18 protein-coding genes are annotated in these 21,000 nt (G+C 70.8%); 6 read left to right on the top strand and 12 right to left on the bottom strand.

All coding sequences use genetic code 11. The annotated features are described in order from the left end of the window. The first annotated feature begins 4 nt into the window (after positions 1 to 4). Complete coding sequence (locus Dfulv_RS36275) at positions 5 to 1,081, top strand: PLP-dependent cysteine synthase family protein (protein WP_259858349.1); 1,077 nt, start codon at positions 5 to 7, stop codon at positions 1,079 to 1,081. Between the two features lie 103 nt (positions 1,082 to 1,184). Here Dfulv_RS36275 and Dfulv_RS36270 read toward each other — a convergent pair whose 3' ends face one another. Continuing rightward, entirely contained in the window at positions 1,185 to 1,745 is a 561-nt protein-coding gene (locus Dfulv_RS36270; protein WP_259858348.1) for an NADPH-dependent FMN reductase, read from the bottom strand. Positions 1,746 to 1,854: 109 nt separating this feature from the next. Here Dfulv_RS36270 and Dfulv_RS36265 point away from each other — a divergent pair, with 109 nt between their 5' ends. The 3 genes from Dfulv_RS36265 to der all read left to right on the top strand — a co-directional run bounded on the left by Dfulv_RS36265 (position 1,855) and on the right by der (position 4,664). Next, on the top strand, positions 1,855 to 2,490 hold the full coding sequence (locus Dfulv_RS36265) for a MarR family winged helix-turn-helix transcriptional regulator (protein ID WP_259858347.1): 636 nt from the start codon (positions 1,855 to 1,857) through the stop codon (positions 2,488 to 2,490). Between the two features lie 74 nt (positions 2,491 to 2,564). Then, complete coding sequence (gene cmk, locus Dfulv_RS36260) at positions 2,565 to 3,236, top strand: (d)CMP kinase (RefSeq protein ID WP_259858346.1); 672 nt, start codon at positions 2,565 to 2,567, stop codon at positions 3,234 to 3,236. Between the two features lie 54 nt (positions 3,237 to 3,290). Then, complete coding sequence (gene der, locus Dfulv_RS36255; RefSeq protein ID WP_259868640.1) at positions 3,291 to 4,664, top strand: ribosome biogenesis GTPase Der; 1,374 nt, start codon at positions 3,291 to 3,293, stop codon at positions 4,662 to 4,664. A gap of 164 nt (positions 4,665 to 4,828) precedes the next feature. Here der and Dfulv_RS36250 read toward each other — a convergent pair whose 3' ends face one another. After that, a complete protein-coding gene (locus Dfulv_RS36250) occupies positions 4,829 to 5,197 on the bottom strand; it encodes a hypothetical protein (protein ID WP_259858345.1) in 369 nt (122 codons plus the stop codon). A 312-nt stretch (positions 5,198 to 5,509) separates the two neighbouring features. Here Dfulv_RS36250 and Dfulv_RS36245 point away from each other — a divergent pair, with 312 nt between their 5' ends. Next, positions 5,510 to 6,169 carry an acVLRF1 family peptidyl-tRNA hydrolase gene (locus Dfulv_RS36245; protein WP_259858344.1) on the top strand — a complete coding sequence of 220 codons (660 nt, stop codon included), beginning with the start codon at positions 5,510 to 5,512 and terminating at the stop codon, positions 6,167 to 6,169. Positions 6,170 to 6,241: 72 nt separating this feature from the next. Here the strand turns inward: Dfulv_RS36245 and Dfulv_RS36240 are convergent, their stop codons facing one another. Both Dfulv_RS36240 and Dfulv_RS36235 read right to left on the bottom strand, forming a co-directional pair. Next, positions 6,242 to 8,908: a discoidin domain-containing protein gene (locus Dfulv_RS36240; protein WP_259858343.1), complete on the bottom strand. Its 2,667-nt coding sequence runs from the start codon at positions 8,906 to 8,908 to the stop codon at positions 6,242 to 6,244. 459 nt (positions 8,909 to 9,367) lie between these two features. Continuing rightward, positions 9,368 to 11,296, bottom strand: a complete 1,929-nt coding sequence (locus Dfulv_RS36235) for a GGDEF domain-containing protein (protein WP_259858342.1) — start codon at positions 11,294 to 11,296, stop codon at positions 9,368 to 9,370. A 629-nt stretch (positions 11,297 to 11,925) separates the two neighbouring features. Between Dfulv_RS36235 and Dfulv_RS36230 the strand changes: the two genes are divergently transcribed. Next, on the top strand, positions 11,926 to 13,146 hold the full coding sequence (locus Dfulv_RS36230; RefSeq protein WP_259858341.1) for an NAD(P)/FAD-dependent oxidoreductase: 1,221 nt from the start codon (positions 11,926 to 11,928) through the stop codon (positions 13,144 to 13,146). A 1-nt stretch (position 13,147) separates the two neighbouring features. Here the strand turns inward: Dfulv_RS36230 and Dfulv_RS36225 are convergent, their stop codons facing one another. From Dfulv_RS36225 to Dfulv_RS36190, 8 genes are all read right to left on the bottom strand, one after another. Continuing rightward, positions 13,148 to 15,952: an AfsR/SARP family transcriptional regulator gene (locus tag Dfulv_RS36225; RefSeq protein ID WP_259858340.1), complete on the bottom strand. Its 2,805-nt coding sequence runs from the start codon at positions 15,950 to 15,952 to the stop codon at positions 13,148 to 13,150. 210 nt (positions 15,953 to 16,162) lie between these two features. After that, positions 16,163 to 16,426, bottom strand: coding sequence for a hypothetical protein (locus Dfulv_RS36220; RefSeq protein WP_259858339.1), 264 nt, complete (start codon positions 16,424 to 16,426; stop codon positions 16,163 to 16,165). Positions 16,427 to 16,519: 93 nt separating this feature from the next. Beyond that, positions 16,520 to 17,176, bottom strand: a complete 657-nt coding sequence (locus Dfulv_RS36215; RefSeq protein WP_259858338.1) for a maleylpyruvate isomerase N-terminal domain-containing protein — start codon at positions 17,174 to 17,176, stop codon at positions 16,520 to 16,522. A gap of 76 nt (positions 17,177 to 17,252) precedes the next feature. Next, positions 17,253 to 18,026, bottom strand: a complete 774-nt coding sequence (locus Dfulv_RS36210) for a hypothetical protein (protein ID WP_259858337.1) — start codon at positions 18,024 to 18,026, stop codon at positions 17,253 to 17,255. 5 nt (positions 18,027 to 18,031) lie between these two features. Next, positions 18,032 to 18,523 (bottom strand): SigE family RNA polymerase sigma factor, encoded by a 492-nt coding sequence (locus tag Dfulv_RS36205; RefSeq protein ID WP_259858336.1) that lies wholly within the window; start codon positions 18,521 to 18,523, stop codon positions 18,032 to 18,034. A gap of 223 nt (positions 18,524 to 18,746) precedes the next feature. Beyond that, positions 18,747 to 19,487 carry a hypothetical protein gene (locus Dfulv_RS36200; protein WP_259858335.1) on the bottom strand — a complete coding sequence of 247 codons (741 nt, stop codon included), beginning with the start codon at positions 19,485 to 19,487 and terminating at the stop codon, positions 18,747 to 18,749. Beyond that, complete coding sequence (locus Dfulv_RS36195) at positions 19,484 to 20,284, bottom strand: hypothetical protein (RefSeq protein WP_259858334.1); 801 nt, start codon at positions 20,282 to 20,284, stop codon at positions 19,484 to 19,486. Before Dfulv_RS36195 ends, Dfulv_RS36200 begins: the two co-directional genes overlap by 4 nt. Next, a complete protein-coding gene (locus tag Dfulv_RS36190; protein ID WP_259858333.1) occupies positions 20,281 to 20,994 on the bottom strand; it encodes an ABC transporter ATP-binding protein in 714 nt (237 codons plus the stop codon). The genes Dfulv_RS36195 and Dfulv_RS36190 overlap by 4 nt, the downstream gene beginning before the upstream one ends. Between the last annotated feature and the right edge of the window lie 6 nt (positions 20,995 to 21,000).

Raw genomic sequence — 21,000 nt, 5'->3', positions numbered from 1 at the left:
GCACATGATCACCGGAAAGTCGCCGACCCGATGGGCCGCTTCGGCGATCGAGGCGCTGTCGGCGGAGGCGGAGCAGGCCGGCGAGACCCGGCTGGTGCCGTTCCCGGTGCCCGGCGGTGCCGTCCGGCTGTTCCTCAAGGACGAGTCCGCCCAGCCCACCGGCAGCCTCAAGCACCGGGCGGCGCGGGCGATGTTCCGGCACGCGATCGCCTCGGGGCGGATCACCGAGGGCACCACCGTGGTCGAGGCCACCGGTGGCACCGCGGCCGTCGCGCAGGCGTACTTCGCGCGGCTGCTCGGCCTGCCGTACATCGCGGTGATGCCGGGCACACCCGACCCGCGCCGCGCGGCCACCGTGGAGGCGCTGGGCGGGCGGTGCGAGTTCGTCACGCCGCCGCTGGCCATCTACGCCGCCGCCCGCCGTCTGGCCACCGAGGCGGGCGGACACTACCTCGATCAGTTCACCGCGGCCGAGCGCGCGCTGGACTGGCGCGGCGACAGCCTCGCCGGCGAGCTTTTCGCGCAGGTCGAGCGGGCCGCCGGCCGGGCGCCGGACTGGGTGGTCGTCGGTGCCGGCACGGGCGCCACGTCGGCGTCGCTCGGCCGGCACATCCGCTACCACGGACTGCCGACCCTACTGACGGTCGTGGATCCGGAGCACTCCGCGTACTTCCCGGGCTGGGCGAGCGGTACCGCCGACTACGCCACCGGGATGCCGTCGCGGATCGAGGGGATCGGCCGGCCCAGGATGGAGCCGGGCTTCGTGCCGTCCCTCGCCGACGTGGTGATGCCCGTCCCGGACGCGGCCAGCGTCGCCGGTGCCCGTGCCGTACGGGCGCACCTGGGCCTGCCCGTCGGCGGGTCCACCGGCGCCAACCTGATCGGCGCGCTGTTCCGGGCCGCACAACTGCGCGACCAGGGCGGGATCGGGTCGGTCGTCACGCTCGTGTGCGATGCGGCCGACCGGCATCTGGGCACCTACCACGACGACGGCTGGGCGGTGGCCAAGGGGCTGGACCCGGCGCCGTACGCGGCGGCGATCGACGAGTTCCTCGCGGGCGGACGCTGGCGCATGCCCTAGAGAGCGGCGCCTTCTGGATGATCAACTGGACGAACGTGCCGACAGCCGGCCGGGGAACCTCCCTCAAAGTCCCCGGCCGGCCAGCTCGGTATCGTGACGCGGGTCAGCCCTTGCGGACCGTCGCCAGCGCCTTCCCCCACGCGATGGTCTGATCCAGCACCGTGGTGAGGGTGGCCTCGTGGAACGGGGCCGGCTTGAAGACCGAGTAGTTCTCGAAGTCGGTGAGCAGGGACAGCGCGACCTGGGCGCGCACGTCGGCGACCTGCAGCTCGCCCATGATGAGGCGCAGGTGCTCGACGGCGCGGGTGCCGCCCGCGCTGCCGTAGCTGACGAAGCCGGCGGCCTTGTTGTTCCACTCGGCGTAGAGGTAGTCGATCGCGTTCTTCAGCGCGCCGCTGGTCGAGTGGTTGTACTCCGGCGTCACGAAGATGTACGCGTCAAACTCGGCGATCTTCGCCGACCACTGCTTGGTGTGCTCGTTCGCGTACTGGCCCAGCGACGGGGGAACCGCCTCGTCGAGGTGCGGCAGGTTGTATTCGAGCAGGTCGACGAGCTCGAACTCGGCGTCCGTGCGACGGCTCGCGATGTCGTACACCCACTTGGCGACCGCTTCGCCGTTTCGACCCGGCCGCGTGCTGCCGAGGATGATTCCGACCTTGGTCATGTCCCTCGTCCTTTTCCTGTCCGTTCTGGACGTCACCGCAAGGGTGACGTGTCACCGACACGATAGCCAGAACCTGGGTGACGTGTCACCCATCCCCTAGACTTGATGTGTGACACACCCCAAGGCGGAGCCCGTGGCCGAGATCCCGGCAGCACCGGGCGCCGGCTCCGCAGTCCCGGACGACACCCGAATCCAGGTCCCGGTCAGGGCCACGCCGAACTGGCTCGACGACCGCGAACAGCAGGCCTGGCGCGGCTACATCGCACTCGACCGCGAGGTCCGCACACGCCTCGCCCGGCAGCTGCTGCGTGAGACCGGTCTCACCGGCGCCGAATATGCCGTCCTGGTGAGCCTCTCCGAGGCGCCCGGCGGCCGGCTGCGGGTCTTCCAGCTGCGGCACGCCGCCGAGTGGGAGAAGACCCGGCTGACCCACCAGATCACCCGGATGGTGCAACGGGGCCTGGTCGCCCGGGAGCCCTGCGAGGACGACCCGCGCGGCGCGTTCGTGGTGCTGACCGAGGCCGGCTGGGAGGCGATCAGCGAGGCCGCGCCCCGGCACGTCGCCCACGTGCGGCACTGGTTCTTCGACGCCCTGACCTCGGAACAGGTCGACGTGCTCATCGAGCTGTCCCGCGCCGTGCTGTCCCGGCTGCCCGAGGCCGACCGCACGATGGGCGAGCCGTGCCCGGGCGAGCCGTGCGTGAGTGAGCCGGCGTGCGACGGCCCCGACGGAGGCCTCCCGTAGCGAGGCGTCACCGGCGGGTCGGTTACTGTCGAACCGGAGTTTCTGCGGTTTTCATCGGGGTGAGGAGAACGGGCGTGCGCGACGAGAGCCGGCAACTGGTGGTTGCCGTGGACGGACCCTCCGGCTCCGGCAAATCCACCATCTCCCGCCGGGTCGCGCAGGCGCTCGACGCCCGCTACCTCGACACCGGCGCCATGTATCGCGCGGTGACGTTCGCGGTCCTGCGTGACGGGGTCGACCTGCAGGACGCCGACAAGATCACCGCGGTCGCGGAGGGTGTCCGGCTCGGCATCGGCACCGATCCGCTCGACCCGCACATCAGCATCGACGGCGTCGCGGTGGACCGGGAGATCCGCGGTCCCGAGGTGACCCAGGCCGTCTCCGCCGTCTCCGCGGTGCCGGCGGTGCGGACCATCCTGGTCGCCCAGCAGCGCGCGATCATCGCCGCGTCGGTGCGGATCGTCGTCGAGGGCCGCGACATCGGCACGGTCGTCGCGCCGGACGCCGACCTGAAGGTCTACCTCACCGCGTCCGCCGACGAGCGGGCCCGCCGCCGCAGCTCCGAGAACGCCACCAGCCATGCGGCCACAGCGGCCGATCTCGCCCGGCGTGACAGACTTGACTCGACGCGCGCCGCCGACCCCCTGCGCCAGGCCGACGACGCGGTCGTGCTCGACACCACCACCCTCGGCATCGACGAGGTCGTCGAGCGCCTTCAGCGAATGCTGGAGAAGGTGACGGCATAGGCCACCGGGCGAAGGACAAAGGGAATTCCCGTGAGTGCTGAGGCATCCGCCGACATCAACGTCGACGAAGACGGCGTCGATGTTTCACCGGGCGGCGCCGAGCTGCTCCTGCCCATCGTGGCTGTCGTCGGCCGGCCCAACGTGGGCAAGTCGACCCTGGTCAACCGCATTCTCGGCCGCCGGCAGGCGGTCGTCGAGGACGTCGCCGGGGTGACCCGCGACCGGGTCGCCTACGACGCGGAGTGGACCGGCCGCCGCTTCACCGTCGTCGACACCGGCGGCTGGCTGCCCGATGCCAAGGAACGTGCGAAGGCGATCGCCACCCAGGCCGAGATCGCCGCGCAGACCGCCGACGTCGTCCTTTTTGTGGTCGACGCCACGATCCCGCCGACCTCCGACGACGAGGCCGCGGTCCGGATGCTGCGCCGCAGCGGCCGGCCGGTCGTCCTCGTCGCCAACAAGGTCGACAACGCACGCATCGAGAACGAGATCGCGAGCCTGTGGGGCCTCGGCCTCGGCGAGCCGTTCCCCGTCTCGGCACTGCACGGCCGCGGCTCCGGCGACCTCCTCGACAAGATCCTGGAGAACCTGCCGCCGGCTGTGCCGGCCGAGCCGCGCGAGGCCGGACCGCGCCGCATCGCGCTCGTCGGCCGGCCCAACGTCGGCAAGTCCAGCCTCCTCAACAAACTCGCCAAGGAGGAGCGGGCGGTCGTCGACTCGGTCGCCGGCACCACCGTCGACCCCGTCGACAGCCTCGTCGACTTCGGCGGCGACACCTGGCACCTCGTCGACACCGCCGGCCTGCGCAAGCGGGTCTCGCACGCCAGCGGCACCGAGTACTATGCCTCGCTGCGCACCAACGCCGCGATCGAGGCCGCCGAGGTGGCGATCGTCCTGCTGGACGCGAGCGAACCCATCTCCGAGCAGGACCAGCGGATCATCACGATGGTCATCGAGTCGGGGCGGGCGCTTGTCATCGCGTTCAACAAGTGGGACCTCGTCGACGACGACCGCCGGTACCAACTCGGCAAAGAGATCGAGCGGGAACTCCGGCGCGTGCCGTGGGCGCTGCGGGTCAACGTGTCGGCACTGACCGGCCGGGCCGTCGACAAGCTCGCACCGGCGCTGCGGACCGCGCTGAACAACTGGGAGCGGCGCATCCCCACCGGCCAGCTCAACCAGTGGCTCACCGCGCTCGTGCAGGCGACCCCGCACCCGGTCCGCGGCGGCCGCGCCCCGCGTGTGCTGTTCGCGACCCAGGCCGGGGTGTCGCCGCCGAAGTTCGTGCTCTTCACGACCGGCCCGCTCGACCCGGGCTACGTCCGGTTCGTCGAGCGCAAGCTGCGCGAGGAGTTCGAGTTCATCGGCACGCCGATCCACATCAGCGTGAAGCCGCGGAAGAAGAACGGCGTCCGGGGGCGGAAGTAGTCGCCACCGGCGTGAGCCCCACGTCGACGTCCTCCCTCTGCCGGGGCTGACGTCGGCGCGGGGCCGCACGATCCGAGCGGATCACCCGAGCGCACCCGCCTGCTCGCCGATCGCTTGCCCGGCGGTGTTCGGCCCGAGCAGTACGCGCAGTTCCAGGCCCTTCGTCAGCCACGACGTGCCGAAGCCACCCCGAGCGCCGCCACCCCGGCGACGCTGCTGAGCAGGTTGTCGAGGGTGTGCTCGAAGACCTTGTACGTCATCAGGAACACTCCCGTGACGCACAGGCACCCGACGAAGACGTCGCGCATGCCCGAGTAGAAGTACGCGCTGAGCGAGCCCTTGGCGAGCAGCGAGCCGTGCTCGAGCGCCCAGTCGCCGAGCACCAGCACGAACGGCAGGGCGACGCCGACGAAGCCGATCACCGCCCGCATCAGCAGGTACGACCGGAGGTAGAGGACGCGGTCGCTGCGCTCGCCGAGCTCCGCCGTGCTCGGCCGTCGCGGTGCCTCGATCTGCGGATCCAGGTAGCCCATGGGGTGCTCCCAGCTTTAGAAAGGTGTCATACCTCCTAGGAACGCTCCGGGCGCCCGCTGATACAGGGTGCCGATCGGCAAGCCGAACCGGCGGCTGGGCACCTTGCGCTCGGGGCGAGCCGGTCGGAAGCTCGGCGCCCGGCCGGGCCGGCCAGTGTGGTCGGGGCCGGGCGCGCCAGAGTCCGTGCAAAGCCGCGCCGTGCGGCCGCGGCATCCGCTCCGCCGGATCGAGCCACGGCGTGTGCGATCAGGAGGCCGAGCAGCAGGCCGCGGGTGACGGCGCCGGTCCGGACCTGTGACAAGGTTGGAGGCATGGTGACGGCACGGCCTGCGGCCGGGGGCGGGCGCTGGGTGGAGATCTCGCCCGAGCGGCTGCGGGGGTGGCTGGACGGGTTCTACGGGCGGCACGACGGGGCCGAGGAGGACGGGCTCGTGCTGACCGGGGCCAGCAACGGCGACACCGCGCGGCTGTATCCGCCACCGGGGCTCGACGGGGCGACCGACGTCGACTCGCTGCTGGCCGTGCTGCCGGCGCCGCCGCGGATCGCGCTGCTGCTGGCGCGCAAGGGGGCCGTCGGGGTGGCCGTCGTCGACGGTACGGCGATCACAGCGTCCAAAGTGGAGCGCTTCCACATCCACGGGCGGACCGCCGCCGGTGGGTGGTCGCAGCAGCGGTACGCCCGGCGCCGCGACAACCAGGCCGACGCCGTCGCGCAGAAGGCCGCCGACATCGCGGTCCGGGTGCTGCTGCCCTACGCATCCGGTGGTGACGCGGCGCCGGACGACGTCGTCGCCGCGCTCGTGTGCGGCGGGGACAAGGGCATGGTCGACGCGGTGCTCGCCGACCGCCGCCTCGCCCGGCTCGCCACGATCCGCCACCCGCACCTGCTGGAGGTGGCGGAGCCCCGCTTGGCGGTGCTGGAGGAGGCCGCGGTACACGCGCGAAAGGTGCGGATCCATCTGGTGCCCTGAGACGGGCTACGGCAACAAACGGCCGGGGCCGGTCGGCGTGTGCCGACCGGCCCCGGGCTCAGCTCGTACGACTCAGGGATAGGAAACGACGTTGGACGGGACGACGTTGTTGGCCTGTGCGGCCGGGCCGGTGTCGTTGATGACGTGGGTGATTGAACCCTTGCCCAGCGACACGGTCAGCACGCTGTGGAACTTGACGTTGGGATTCACGGGGACTTCGAACGAGTGGTACGCGGCGATCGACGGGTCGCTGGTGAACACGCAGTAGCTGCCCAGGCCCCATGCCTCGTGCGAGGTGACGTTGTTGGCGACCTTGTACGCGGCGTAGCCGACGATGCCGTCGTGCGACCAGGAGGCCGCGTTCGGCGGGTCGTACGGCAGCTCGTTCTGGAAGAAGATCGTGCGGCCGCCGTTGCCGTTCCAGATGAGGTTGTACTTGTTGAAGTGCTCGACGAACAGGCCGTACGCCATCACGTTCTGGCCGTTGACGATGAGCCCGGTGTCGGAAGGGTTCACGGTCCAGCCGACGCCGTCGCCGTGGTCGGCCCGCCACGCCCAGATGTGGTCGATGATCGTGTTGTTGTTGTTGACCACGAGCGCGTTGGTCACCTTGCCGACGCCCGGGCCGCCGACCCGCAGGAACACGTCGGAGAGCAGGTTCGGGTTGGCGGCGTGGTTGCCGGTCGCGCCGGCCGGGCCGACCTGCAGCAGGGCCGGCGAGTTCGTCGGTCCGGCGTCGAACAGCAGGCTGGCGATCTTCACGCCGTCGACGTCGCCGACCTGCATGGGCAGGACGCCGTTGTCCGCGACGATCGTCGCGTAGCCGAGGCCGAGCACGACCGTGTTGGCGCGGTTGATGTTCACGGTCTGGTTCAGGTGGTACACACCCGGCGTGAACAGCAGGTTGAGGCCCTGCGCCACCGCCTGGTTGAGGGTCGCGGCCGAGACGCCCGGCTTGGCGACGTAGAACTGGTTGATCGACAGCGAGGTGCCCGGCGTCTGGCCGTTGATCCAGGTCGCGCCGCTGCTGTTGGTGCGCAGCGAGGGGACGAAAACGCGGTACGCGCCGCTCGCGTCGGCGTACAGGTACGGCTTCTCCTGCGTGATCGGGCTCTGCGCGATCGTGGTGTACGGCGGGTTCGGGAAGCTGGTCGCCGGTGCGCCCTGCACGCCGGAGAACACCATGTTCCAGACCGAGCCGTTCCAGCTGCCGATCGTGCTGTCGCGGGTGAACCACTGCTGCTGCGAGCAGGGGTTGATGTTGCCGCTGATCCGGCTGTCGGCGATGAACCCGCCGGACGCCCAGCCGCAGTTCGGCGAGGCCAGGGTCATGCCGCCGTGGACGTCGATGCGGCGGAACGGCGCGGCCTGCGCGACGGCCCAGCGGTCGATGCCGTTGACCGGGTAGATCGACAGGTTTTCCGCCGAGCGCCAGAAGTTCTGCGTGGCGTTGCCGCCGAACCAGCCCGCGTCGACGGTGATGTCACCGTTGATCCGCACGTCCTGCGGGTTCTGGCCGAGACCGTTGATCGACGTGTAGAAGCCGATCTGCGCGTTGAGGCCGTTGTACGTGCCGGGCTTGAACAGGAACTGGTAGCGGCCGGTGTCGAACTGCGCGGTCTCCTGCTGGGTGAAGATCTGGTCGAGCTTGGCCTGGATCGACGCGCTTGACATCGACGGATCGAACACGATCACGTTGGGTCCGAGGTCGCCGCCGCCGGGCACCGGGTCGCCGGGCGGGGTGCTGGTGCTCGGGCTCGGGCTGGCGCTGGGGCTGCTGCTCGGGGATGTCGGGCCGCTGCCGGTCCGGACGATCAACTCCCAGATGGAGTACCCGTATCCGGTACCACGGGCGGTGCCGTAGACCCGCAGCCAACGCCCGGAACCGGAAACGTCGAAGGTCTGGTTGCCGCCGGTGCCGCCGGTGACGGTCTTGATCGTCGTCCAGTTGGTGTTGTCGGTCGACGTCTGGATCTGGAAGTCCTTGCCGTACGCGGCCTCCCAGTTGATCGTCACCTGACAGATCGACTGCACCGACCCGAGGTCAACGCGCAGCCACTGCGGGTCACTGAACTGGCTCGACCAGCGGGTACCGGCGTTCCCGTCGACCGCGGCCGAGGCCGCGTTGGCGCCGGTGTTCTCGGCGCTGGAGGCGTCGGCGGGCTTGCCCTGCGCGGCGTTGGCGGTCGTGTTGCACGGACCGGCGGTCGGGTTGCCGCCGTCGAACGAGCCGTAGACCTGGAACTCCCACAGCGAGTAGCCGTAGCCGGTGGCGCGTGCCGTGCCGTACATCCGCACGTACCGGCCGCTGCCGGTCACGTCGTAGGTCTGCGTGCCGCCGGTGGCGCCGGTGACCGACTTGATGTCGGTCCAGTTGGTGCCGTCGTTGGAGGTCTGCAGCTTGAACGCGGTGGCGTACGCGCCCTCCCAGACCAGCTTGACCTGCGAGATCGTGGCGGTCTGGCCGAGGTCGACACGCAGCCACTGGGGGTCGGCGTACTGGCTGGACCAGCGCGTGCCGGTGAGGTCGCCGTCGAACGCGGCCGAGGCGGGCGTGCCGCCGTTCTCGTCGGACGACGACAGGGCCGGCTTGCCCTGCGAGATCAGCGTGTCGGCGGCGCTCGCCGCCAGGGTGGTGGTCACCGCGTACGTCGCCAGGAGCAGCAGGGTGGCGACGGCGGCGATGACGAGATTTCGGCGGCGGCGGTGTTGTGCCGTCGGCGGTGCGGCGGTTGACATTCTTTGCTCCCGGTTGCAGGGCAGGGGGCAGTGCCACCGCGGGGTGCGGTGGTGCACTGGTGTTCCGGTCGACGGGGTGTCGGGGCTCCGGGGCGGGACCGCGGAGTCATCTCTTGGAGAGCGCTCTCCAAGAGATGAGCGTCGTGCTCTGGGGGCGCGCTGTCAAGGGGTCCGCGGTTCCGGAACTTGGGCCGTGGCATGTCGGTGTGGGCGGCGGCCGGCAGGTTTGCGCCGCTGGGGCGAGGCGTTTTCCCTGCTGCCCCCGCCGGGTCGGCGGCATCCGGCGGCGCTGCTCCTCGAGGACGTGCGGCGGCGGTGTTGATGGGCGCAAGTCGGAGAGCGCTCTCCAAATCCTGAGCCGGCGGTGCTTCTGCAAGCGGCCCGCACGTTTGAACGCGAGGCTGTCGCCGGCTGACGAACTTGCTGCGGCCGGCGCGTGATTTTGCCTGAGAACACGGCCTAGATGGGCGCGGGAACCTCCGCGCCCATCACCGTGTACTCGATGCCGGTGTCCTGGGCGAACCGGATCACCGCCTCGGCGAGGGCCGCCTGGCGGCCGTTTCCGGCGAAGAACGACGGGTCGAGCACGAGCCGCGTGAACGGCAGCGCCGTGAGCAGGTCGAGCCGCGCGTGCGGGGTGCCGGTGTGGTCCAGCGCCAGATGTACGCCCATGGAGCGCAGGTCCAGCAGCACGGCACGTACCGCATCGGTATCGGAGAGCTGACCGGCCGGAATTTTTAGGGTCAGCGCGCTCGGGGACCGGCCCGTCTCGGTGAGGATCGTCGCCAGCTCCGCGGTGAAACCGGGCGCGACGAGGGTCGAGCGGCTGATCTCCAGGGTGACCGGCGGTGCCGACGCGGTGACGGCGCGGCGCAGCTCCCGCTGGCGGGTCTCGGCGTCGGGGGAGGTCAGCAGGCCGGAGAGGTCCGGGGTGTACCGGGCGGAGCGGCCCTTGCCGCGCTGTTTGGCGGCGTACATGGCGATGTCGGCGTGGCGGAGCAGGGCCTGCGCGTCGTCGTCGGGGCCGCGCTCGGCGACGCCGACGCTGGCGGAGACGGTGAGGACGTGGCCGTGGGTCTGCACCGGAGCGGTCAGTTCGGTGAGTATCCGGGCCGTCACACCCTCGGATTCGGTGTCGGGCAGCAGCACCGCGAACTCGTCGCCGCCGAGCCGCGCCACCACGTCGCCGGAGCGCACCGCTGCCCGCAGCCGCCTGCCGACCTCGGTGAGCAGGCTGTCGCCGACGGGGTGCCCGAGGGTGTCGTTGACCGCCTTGAAGTCGTCGAGGTCGACCAGGATCGCCGCCGCCGCCGACTCCAGCGCGTCGTTGAACAGCATCCGGTTCGGCAGCCCGGTGAGCGCGTCATGCGTGGCCTGCTCGTGCAGCAGCCGCTGATGTTCCCGCAGGGAGCCCAGCAGCGCGTCGTTGTCCCGGAACGCGAGCAGTTGCCGGACGACGACCGCCGCGGTCGCCGCGGTCGCGCCGGTGAGCACCGCCACCGTGCTGCCGTCACCGAACGTGACGACGATGAGCAGGAGGTCGACGGCAGCGACCGCAAAATACGGAAGGATGCTGTACGGCCTGCGACCGGCCCGCGGCGTCGTCACCGGCACCGCACGGCGGCACTGGATCAGGCCGGCGAGCGCGACCACCACCGCCTCCAGCATGGTGATCGTGTTCGACACGCCGGACAGGCGCGGGTCGCGCAGCACCGGCACGAGCGCCGAGCCGACCGCGCCGAGCAGCACCACCAGCGCCAGGGCGCGCAGCGCACCCATGTCGACCGCGCCGGTGCCGACGAGGATCAGCTTGACCACGGCGAGCACCGCGAGCAGGCAGAGCAGGCTCAGGGCGAGCAGGCCGAGCACCTTCGGCAGTTCCGCGTCGGCCTCGACGAGCGGGCGCAGCACGAAGTGCCACAGGAACGTCGCCGCGCAGATCAGCACCGTCGCGGCGTCGAGCCCGAGTCGCAGCCAGTCGCCCCGGCTCCGGCTTCTCGTCGGCAGGCGGAGCAGTGCCCAGAGCACCAGCAGGAGCGCGACGCTGAGCAACAGGACCGCGCCGGCCAGCACCGGTCCGGTCGGGCGTACGCCGAGGCTCGCCTCGGTCAGCGGTTTTGTCGCGGGAGCGATGAGGAACGCGGCGATCGCCAGGTGTCGCCAGAACCGGCGGCCGGCGGGGGAGAGGTGCGGGGTGCGGGAGGCGCGGAAGAGGTACCAGGCGCCGGTCGCGATCCCGAGCGCACCGGGCAGCCAGCCGAGAATCGTGAGTCCCTCGTAGCCGGCGTACCGCGCGACCGCCCAGGACAAGGCCACGGTGAATAGCGGACCGAACACCGGCAACAGTCGGCGGGCGTAGTCGGCGGGAAGCTCGTCGGTCTCGTCCACCGCCTGCCGTCACCCGCCCCTGTCTCGGCCGACGTCTTCGGCCGACTTCTCCTTCGGCTGAACCAGTGCAGAGTTGAGCGGTATCGCCCCGTGTCCATGGTTGGCATGGTGGCGTGCCGCGATGTGGTCCCTTGCGTGGCGTGCGGTCAGGGTAGCGCCCGGTGCAGAACGTGAGCCAGTACATAGGGCGAGTCGATCATGCAATCGGTCGATGAATTCGACACGTACTGTTCATCTCTCGCTACCCGGCAGCACGAAGGCCCTGCCCAGGGTGGTGCCGGAAACGCCCTTTGCGGGCGCATCAAGATCGCCTACCGCAGCAAGCTGCGCATATAACCGTAACGCCGGTTTGGCCAGTGGATTCAAGCTTCCTACAAGGTTTGCGCAGGGCGCGAGGGACACCCTGGGTCGGCACCAGGTCTCAGTTGATCGATGTGTCGTTCCCACCGACGTCAGGAGGCGCCTATGCCGGTTGATGAGCTTGTCGCCGAAGTCCTCGCTGAACTGGAGGACTCGTGCGTGTCTGCGCCGGCGATCAGGTCCGCGCCGTCCGGCCAGGAGTGCGGAGGCCGGGTCCGGTCCGGTGACGGTTGGCCTATCGCGGCCGGTCAGAACCTTGCCGGTGCGCTGTGACCGGGGAACGGTACGACGTTGTTGTCGTCGGGGCTCGCTGCGCCGGGGCTGCGACCGCCCTGCTGCTGGCCCGTCGTGGTTATCGCGTGCTGCTGCTCGACCGGGCAAGCCTGCCGAGCGACACGCTGTCGACGCACTACATCCACCCGAACGGCCTGGCGCTGCTCGCCCGGTGGGGACTCCTGGATGCCTTGATGGCCACCGGCTGTCCCCGGATTGAGCGGATCTCGCACCAGGTCGGCGACGTGTGGCTCGAGGCGAAGGCACCGGTGGTGGACGGGGTCGACTTCACCTGCGCGCCACGCCGCCAAGTGCTCGACGCGGTGCTGGCAGATGCCGCAGTCGCTGCGGGCGCCGAATTGCGCGACGCCTGCGAGGTGGTCGACGTGACCTTCGACAAAGGACGGCCGGTCGGCGTCACCTACCGCACCCGCGCCGGCGGCCGGGACACGGTCGCCGCTGAGCTCATCGTCGGCGCGGACGGGATGCGGTCGACCGTGGCGGAGCGGGTCGGCGCACCCATCGAAATCGAGGACCAGCGGCTGACCTGCATCTACTACACCTACTGGACGGGCATCGGAGCGGACTTCGAGCTGTACGAGCAGCCAGGCCGTCTTGTGGGAGCGCTGCCCACGCACAATGACCAGACACTCGTCTGCGCCTACTTCCCCAGCGCCGAGTTCGCGAAGGTCCGCGAGCACGCCTTGGACTCCTACCTGGACAACATCCGCGCCACCGCGCCGGGTCTGTTCGACCGGGTCGCCGCCGGTACCCGCACCGAACGGTTGCGCGGGACCAACAACCAGCGAAACTTCTTCCGCCAAGCCTGTGGACCGGGCTGGGTTCTCGTCGGCGACGCCGGCCACCACAAGGACTCCATCACCGCGCGGGGCATCACCGACGCGTTCGAACAGGCGGCGATGCTCGCCGACTGCGTGGGTGACGGTCTGCACGACGAGGCGCGGTTGCGTGAAGGGCTGCGACGGTTCGCCGAACAACGAATCGCCCGCTTCAACCCGCTCTACCGGATGGCCCTGCTCGCCGGGACGCTGGACGTGTCGCCATACAGACTGGCCGTGCTGCGGTTCCTGAGCACCCGGCCGGACCTGGTCGAACGCTACTTCGCGGTGGGCGCTGGCATCATCGAATCCGAGCAACTGTTCAACCGGCAACTGTTCGCAGAGATGTCGGCGCACCGGGCCGGAACGCCACGGTGAGTCAGGCCGTCTCCTCATGCACCCGGCCGGCCCGCACTTCGACGAGCTTGTCCAGGACACTCGCGGCCTGACGGGCACGGTGCTGCTCTTCGTAGAGCGCCAGCGCCTCCCGCCAGGCGCTCAGGGCGTCGGCGGTGCGGCCGACGGCACGGTACACGTCGCCGAGGTGGACCAGGGTGTCCGCCTCCTCGTAGGTGTCGCCCAGTTCGCGGCGCAGCCTCAGGGCGTCGAGATAGTGCCGCAGCGCGGGCGCGGGCCGGCCGCTGTGGTAAGCGATGTAGCCGAGACTGTCGGAGGTATAGGCCTCGCCTTCGCGGTAGCCCTGCTCCCGGCAGAGGGCGAGGGCTCGATGGCAGTAGCGGGCGGCCTCCTCGTAGTCCTGGACGCGGGCGTGGTACCAGCCGAGCGCGTTGAGTGCCTCGGCCTCCCGGGCGGGGTTGCCGAGGGCGGCCCGGATGCGCAGGTTCGCGGCCGCGTGGGTGAGGGCCTGTCGGTAGTCGCCGACATGCTCCCACGCGAGCGCGAGGTTCAGCTGGGTCTGGGCCTGGCCGTCGGCATCGCCGGCCTCCTCGTAGCCGGCCGTCGCTTGCCGGAGATGGTGCAACGCACGCGCGTGTTGGCCGAGCGGGACGTATGCGCGGCCCAGCAGCCGGTGGTTGAGGGCAAGAGCTGCCCGGTTCGCGAGCGTCTCCGTGGCGGCGATCGCGGCCTGGAGCATGGCGACGCGCTCGTGAAGGTACCCCCGCCGCCATTGAAAGGTGTCGAGTGACCAGGCCAGCTGCCACGCCTCGGCGTGCCGGCCGTGCTCCACGACCTCCCGGTGCAGGGCCAGAAGGCACCGGTGCTCGGCCTCGAACCAGGCCATCGCCGCGGCGGCGTCGGTGGGCGCACCGGACGGCCGTGCCCGCGCCGGGTCCATCGTGATGGCGGTGCGCTGCGGCGACAGCAGCCGGTCGGCGGCGAGAGCGATACCGGTGTAGAACGACGCCAGCCGCTGCCGCGCGGACCCCACGACAGCAGCGGGCTGATCGTGAGCGCATCGCTCCGCGGCGTACAGGTGCACGAGGTCATGCATCCGGTAGCGGCCCGCAACGTGCTCCTGCAGCAGATATGCGGCCGTCAGCCGACGCAACGCGACCCTGGTCCGGGCGGCGGACTGGCCGGTCAGCTCGGCAACGGCGGATAGGCTGATGTCCGGTCCTGGCGCGTCGCCGAGCAGCCCGAACATTCGCGCCAGATCGGGATCGAGAGCCTGGTACGAGGAGGAGAACACCGCCCGCAGGTCTGCGTTGAGGTCGTCGGCGTCCAGGGCGTCGAGCCGTGCCGACCGGTCGCCGAGTTCCTCGGCCAGCACCGCCAGCGGCAGGCCGGACTGGATCCGCGCCCGGGCCGCCACGATACTCGTGGCCAGTGGCAGCCCCGCGCAATGCGCCACGAGCGCCGCGGCGGCCTCGGGTTCCCGCGCCGCCCGATGCCAGCCGAGGTGATGCACGAGCAGTTCCTGCCCCTCGGACCTGGGCAACGCGTCCAGAGCCAGCGGTCGGGCGCCGAACGCGGTGACCAGCCCCGCGAACTGCCGGCGTCCGGTGACCAGGACCATGCAGTCCGGACTGCCGGGCAGCAGCGGCTCGACCTGGGCCGTGCTGTTGGCGTTGTCGAGCAGGACCAGCATCCGCCGGCCCGCGACGAGACTGCGGTACAGCGCCGTCCGGCTTGGCAGATCCGCCGGGATCTCGGTCGGCGCGACCCCCAGCGCCTCGAGGAAGCCGTGCAGGGCAACCGACGCGGGCACCGGGTTCCCGGCCGGATCGAAGCCGCGGAGGTCGACGTACAGCTGCCCGGCAGGGAAGCGGTCGATGTTGCGGTGCGCCCAGTGCAGCGCGAGCGACGTCTTGCCGATCCCGCCGGTGCCGCCGATGACCGCGATCCCCAGGACGTCACCCGTGTCGGCGACCCGGTCCAGCTCGGCCATCTCCCAGGCCCGGCCGACGAACACGGCGGGTGGCGCCGGCAGCTGGCGCGGGGCCTCCACCAGGAGCCGGGCCCGTGGCGCCGGCGCACCCGCCGCATTGAGCACCGGGTCACCGGCGATGATCCGCTCGTGCAGCTGCTGCAGTGCCATGCTCGGATCGCTGCCCAGCTCCTCGCTCAGCCGTCGCCGAGTCAGCCGGTAATGGGCCAGCGCGTCGGCGACGCGGCCGCTGCGGAACAGCGCGAGCATGAACTGGCCGGTCGCTCGCTCGTCCAACGGGTAGGCCTCGGCCCGGGTGAGCAGCTCGGCCAGCAGCTCACCGTGGTGTCCCAGCCGAAGCCGGATGTCGCAACGGTCCAGCTCGGCGGCCAGCCGCTCCTGGTCTGTCGCGTCACGCTGCAGGTTGAAATACGGGGTGTCGAGGTCGGCGAAGGCAGTGCCGCGCCAGAGGCCGAGCGCCTCGCCGAGCATGGCCGACGCCGCATCATCGTCGGACGCCGAACGGGCCTGCGCACACAGGTGCCGGAACAGGTGCAGGTCCACGGCCAGCCGGTCGATCGCGAGCAGGTAGCCACCGGAGCGCCGGCGGAGCAACGGCTGGCCGGACCCTGTGGTCAGGGCACGGCGCAGACGCGACAGGTAGCTGTACAGGGTGGACTGCGCCCGCTGCGGCGGCCGGGCACCCCACACCCGCTCGACGAGCTGGTCGGCCCGCACGACCTCACCGGCGTCGACCAGCAACGCTGCCAGCACTCCGCGCTGCCGGGCATGTCCCACGTCGATCGGCGTTTCGCCCGCATGCGCCTCGATGCTGCCGAGTAACCGGAACTCCAACCTCTCCTCGACCGTCCTTCGCCACGAGCGCCGCCGATGCGTGTACCTCAACGTTTCCGTCCATGGTGCCGCACAGATCGGGCCCACTGCTCGCCGGCTGGTGTTGTCCAGGCCACTGGCTGGTTCACCAGTGCCGCTGCGTGAAACACCGCCGATCAGTTACCGGTGCCCGCCGGCCACGCTGTCGTGGAACCACGGCGATGCGGGTGTCTAGCGTTCCAAGCCCTCCCAACAGGCATCGTCGCTCCAGCAGAAGTACAGCTGGGCAAGGTTCCAGTGCTCCATGTCGTGCTGAGCGCCGGAGGCGACGGGGGTCGTCCCTTCGGGCGGGAAGAGGTAGCCGACGCCGTAGTTCCAGCCGTACAGCCGGTAGCGCACCGTGCCGGCGGCGTCGACGACCTCGGCCGCCTCGACCTCGTTCTCCTCGTCGGAAAGGACGTCGTCGAGGTCCAGTCCTTGCCAGACAGAGCGCAACTGCTCGACCTCAGCAGGCAGGAGGTCGCCGACAGACGCTGGGAGGCGACGGTTGGCGATCCTCAGCGCCGACGCACCCGCTCAGCCAGACGATCATCCGAGGACGAGCGGGAGTTTCGCGGCCAGCTCGCCCAGTTCGGCCTTCTCCGCGTCGGTCGGGGCACGCCGTCCGGTGCCGACCAGCAGCGCGTCCGTGTCGGAGAACGATGCGGGGAACGCGGTCCCGGCGATGTTCTCCAGCATCTCGCGTGACCGGGCGAGGCCCTCCGCGGGTGGCTCGGCCGCGTCCGGCAGGTGCGCGACCAGGTCGAGGTGGTGCAGCGTCCACTCCAGGACATACGCGCAGAGGTAGTCGCCCGCGGTGAGGACCTCGTTGCGCGTACTGACCCGCAGGCCCGGGTCGACGAGTTCGGCGGCGCGACCGGCGGCGGAGCCGACGTCGTCGAGGTGAAACTTGAGCAGCCGCGGCTCCTCGTACGCGGCGGCGAGCCGGACGATCAGCGCGTCGAGCGGGTCGTCGCCGGTCGGCGGCGTTTCGGCGACGTCCCAGTAGGTCACCGCGTCGCGGGTCGGTTCCGTTTCGGCGGGGGTCACGAGGGTGATCAGGACATCCTGAGCGTCGATGACCAGGTGGCATACCAGATCCCGCACGAGCCAGCCGGCGCAGCCGGACGGCCGCGTGAAGGCCTCGTCCGGGAGTTCGGCGACCGCCGTGCGCAACGCTGTCCAAGAGCGTGAGAAGAGACCCATGGCCGCAAGCTAGCAGCCCGGCCCGCCGCGGCGGGACCGGCTGCATATGGCCGCTGCGAGTCGCGTGGGGTCTCGGTCAGCCGGTGGCCGCACGCCTGACGGTGTCGAGGGGGACCGCGGTGAAGCCGGTCCGGGCGGCGCGAGCGTAGGAGTCGGAGCCGGGAACCTCGGCGAGCTTCCCGGTGAAGGGCTGCCCTTCCACGCCCGCCCAGCAGCCGGCGTTGCTGAAGATGACCTGCTGGTCGACGACCGGCGCGACCCGCAGCGTCGTGCCGGTCGGCCAGTTGGTCAGCCGCTGCGGCCAGACGATGCCGAACAGCGAACCGTCGGGCGCCCACAGGGAACCGGCATCGGCGCCCGGGATCGGACCGGACGGCCCACGGGCGGTGGATAGCCAGACCATGGTGCGGTCGGCCACCGGTGGTCCGGCGAGCGTCTCCACGGCGTTGAGTACCATCTCCGCCTGTACCTCCGGATCGGCGGTGCTCCGTCCGGTCAGGGTGCCATGCGCAAGGACGATCGAGCCTCCCGCCTGGCGTGCCCGCGCAAGCGTTTCGGTCAAGAGCATGCCACCGCAGCCGTTGGCGGCCTCCGGGCCGGTCGACGAGGACGATGGAGAGGACATCTGCGCGGCGCCGGACTGCGCGGCTTGCGTGGTGAGCGGTTGCGGGGCGCCGGCCGACCAGACCAGCGCGGCAACGACCACCGCGACGGCGATGCCGAAGGCCGACCCCCAGAGGATCATCCGGCGTCTGCGCTGCGCCCGCCGCTTCGCCGCCAGTCGTCGCAGGACGGCGTCCGGATCGGGAATGTGGCTTAGCAGCGCGCCGCGCAGCTCGTTGACGTCCATGCTCCTCAGCTCCGTTCGATGGTTCCGGACCGCCGCAGTACTGACCGGGCGAGGGACAGGTGTGAGCGCACGGTGCCCGTGGAGCACCCCAGCGCTTGGGCGATCTCCTCGTCGGTCTGGTCCAGCAGGTACCGCAGGACGAGGGCGGCACGTTGCTGGGGCGGCAGACCGGCGAGGAGCCGTTCGACGAGGTCGCGGCGGGCGACGTCGTCGCCGGGATCCGGCTCGGCCCGATCGAGGAGGGCGTGGTCGGCGACGGGCTCGGTACGACGCCGAGCGGCCTTGCGCCGCTCGGAGAAGAAGGTGCTGACGACCGCCCGGCGTACGTACGGCAGCGGTTTGTCCATCTCGGCGATGCGGCTCCACCGCCGGGACACGACGAGCAGCGCGTCGGACAGCACGTCCTCGGCGAGATGCCGGTCACCGGTCAGCGCGCCCGCGAAGCGGGTCAGTCCGGGCAGCTCCGCTGCCAGGAACTCCTCGAACGTCAACCTCACGCCTTTCGCCGATGCTGCCTCTACTGACAACGCCGCCACGAGCCCGTTCTGTTGAATGCCGAACGCGGGACGGCCGAACCGGCCTTCGCCGAACTCGCCGCCGCAATCTGAGCCGGATGTACCCGGTCAGCCGTGTCTCCTGATAGCAAATGCAACAGCGCCCTCCTCACTCACCGGTGACACTGACGCTGCGCGCTGGCGCTCAAGCAGCCGTCCTGACCGGTCAGCTGTTCCGTCGGGCGGTGGTGAACCAGCCGAGGGTCACCAGCAGCGTGGCCCACGCCGTGGCCACCGCCAGTCCCGCCGGCCGTGCGAGCGTGAGCTCCGGACCGGCGGGCATGCCGAGGAAACTCAGCATCGCCTCGTGCGGCAGCAGCCGTACCAGGCGCGGCAGCAGACCACCCAGCGTGGTGGAGACCGGCACCGGCAGGATGAACAGCACCGCGATCGGTGTGACGACGGACTGCGCCAGCGCCGCGAACCCGAATCCAGTCAGGCCGAGCAGCAGGTACGCCAGCGCCCGGGCCGCTAGCCCGTCCACCGTGGTCGCCGAGCCGTGCTCGAGGACGTACCCGGGAACCACCACGACGACCGCCGCGACCGCTGTCACTGCCGCGCTCACCAGCAGCTTCGCCGCGAAGAACCGGTGCCGTGCGGGAACCGCCGCGAGGCTGACCCGGAACTGGCCGCCGCGGTACTCGCTGCCCACGGCGAGGACCGGCACCGCGAGCAAGACGTAGGCCGGCGCGAGCATCACCACGCCGAGCTGGGCGATCGGGGTCGTTCCGCCCGCGCCGGCGAGGCGCACCGCATCGGTCCCCGCCACGAAGCCCAGCGCGGTGTTCAGCACGAGCGCGACGGTAAACGCCAGCCAGCTGGCCGGAAGGGTACGAATCTTGGTCAGCTCGGCGGTCGCCAGGTCGTTCAGCCGGAACTCGCCGGTCTCGGCGCCGGCTCCGGTCATCGCGCGTCCCGGCGCGTGAGCGCGATTCCCGCGGCGGTCATGGTCACCACCGGCCAGACGATGAGCACGAGCAGCGCCTGGCCCGGGCCGGCGGAGAGATCGTTCTCCGCGGGGTTCAGCAGCAGATTGCGCCCAGCGCTGAGCGGAAGCAGCGAATCCAGAACCGGCGCCAGGGCGGACAGCAGCTGTGTCATGGTCAGCGCGATCAGCGCGACGGTGATCACGATGCCCAGCAGGGTGCTGCGGGCCAGCAGGGTGAGGGCCACGCTGACCAGCCCGGTCAGCACCACGAAGGCCAGGAACTTCGCTTGGCCGCGCCACGCGTCGGCGCTGGTCACCAGGCCTGGGTCCCAGTTCCTCGTGGCGGTGTACAGGAAGGCGGCGCTGATCGCGGCGATCACTGCGGAGACCAGCGCCAGAAAGCCGGTCGCCGCGATCGTCTTGGCCACGATGAGCCGGCTGCGGCGCGGCACGGCGAGCACGCTCTGGCCGAGTTGCCGTCCGCGGAACTCCTGACCGGTGATCATGGCGGCGAGCGCCGGCAGGAACAGGCCCATCTGGAAGGAGGACGTGACCAGGAAGTCGACGAGCGCCCGGTGGGCCGGCTGCGGGTCGCCCTCGAAGAGTTCGATCCTGCCGTTCGGGGTGATGGCGGCGACCGCGTCCGAGTTGAGACGCAGATTCGTGGCTTGTACCAGCACGTGCAGAGCGAGGATGACGCTGGCGGCAATCCAGATGGACCGCATTGAGATGATCTTGGTGAACTCGGCTCGCGCGGCCGCCGTGATCGTGCTCACCAGGCCACCCCCGCCTGGCCGCCGGTCAGCGCGAAGAACGCGGACTCGAGGGACTCGTGGCCGTCGGTGATCTCCTTGAGCGTCCCGTGCGCGACGATCCGGCCTCGGGCGATCACCACCGCGTCATCCGCGGTGTCGGCCATCTCGGCCATGAGGTGGCTGGAGACCAATACCGCACGGCCCGACGCCGCGTACTGCCGCAGGAAACCCCGCACCCACCGGATGCCGTCCGGATCGAGCCCGTTCACGGGCTCGTCGAGCACCAGGATCTCCGGGTTGCCGAGCAGCGCCGCCGCGATGCCGAGCCGCTGCGTCATACCCAGCGAATACTTCCTCACCTGCTTCTTGGCCGCGTCCGCCAGGCCCACGAGGTCGAGCACCTCCCGCACGCGCCGGCGGGAGATCCGGTTGCTCTGCGCCATCCAGGTCAGGTGGTCGACGGCCCGGCGCTCGGGCACCGGTCCGGCCCCGTCGAGCAGGGCGCCCACCGTACGCAAGGGAAAGCGGAGGTCCCGGTAGCGCTTGCCGTTGATCAGCGCGGTGCCGCTGGTCGGATGGTCGAGGCCGAGCAGCATGCGCAAGGTGGTCGACTTGCCGGCGCCGTTGGGGCCGAGGAAGCCGGTGACCCGGCCGGGGTGCACGCTGAAGGTGACCTCGTCGACCGCCAGCTTCGCGCCGTATCGCTTGGTGAGCCCGGAGATCTCAATCATCGCTGC

It is taken from the genome of Dactylosporangium fulvum (assembly GCF_025137375.1).
Lineage (GTDB): Bacteria > Actinomycetota > Actinomycetes > Mycobacteriales > Micromonosporaceae > Dactylosporangium > Dactylosporangium fulvum.
This window is presented reverse-complemented; position numbering and strand designations above follow the sequence as displayed.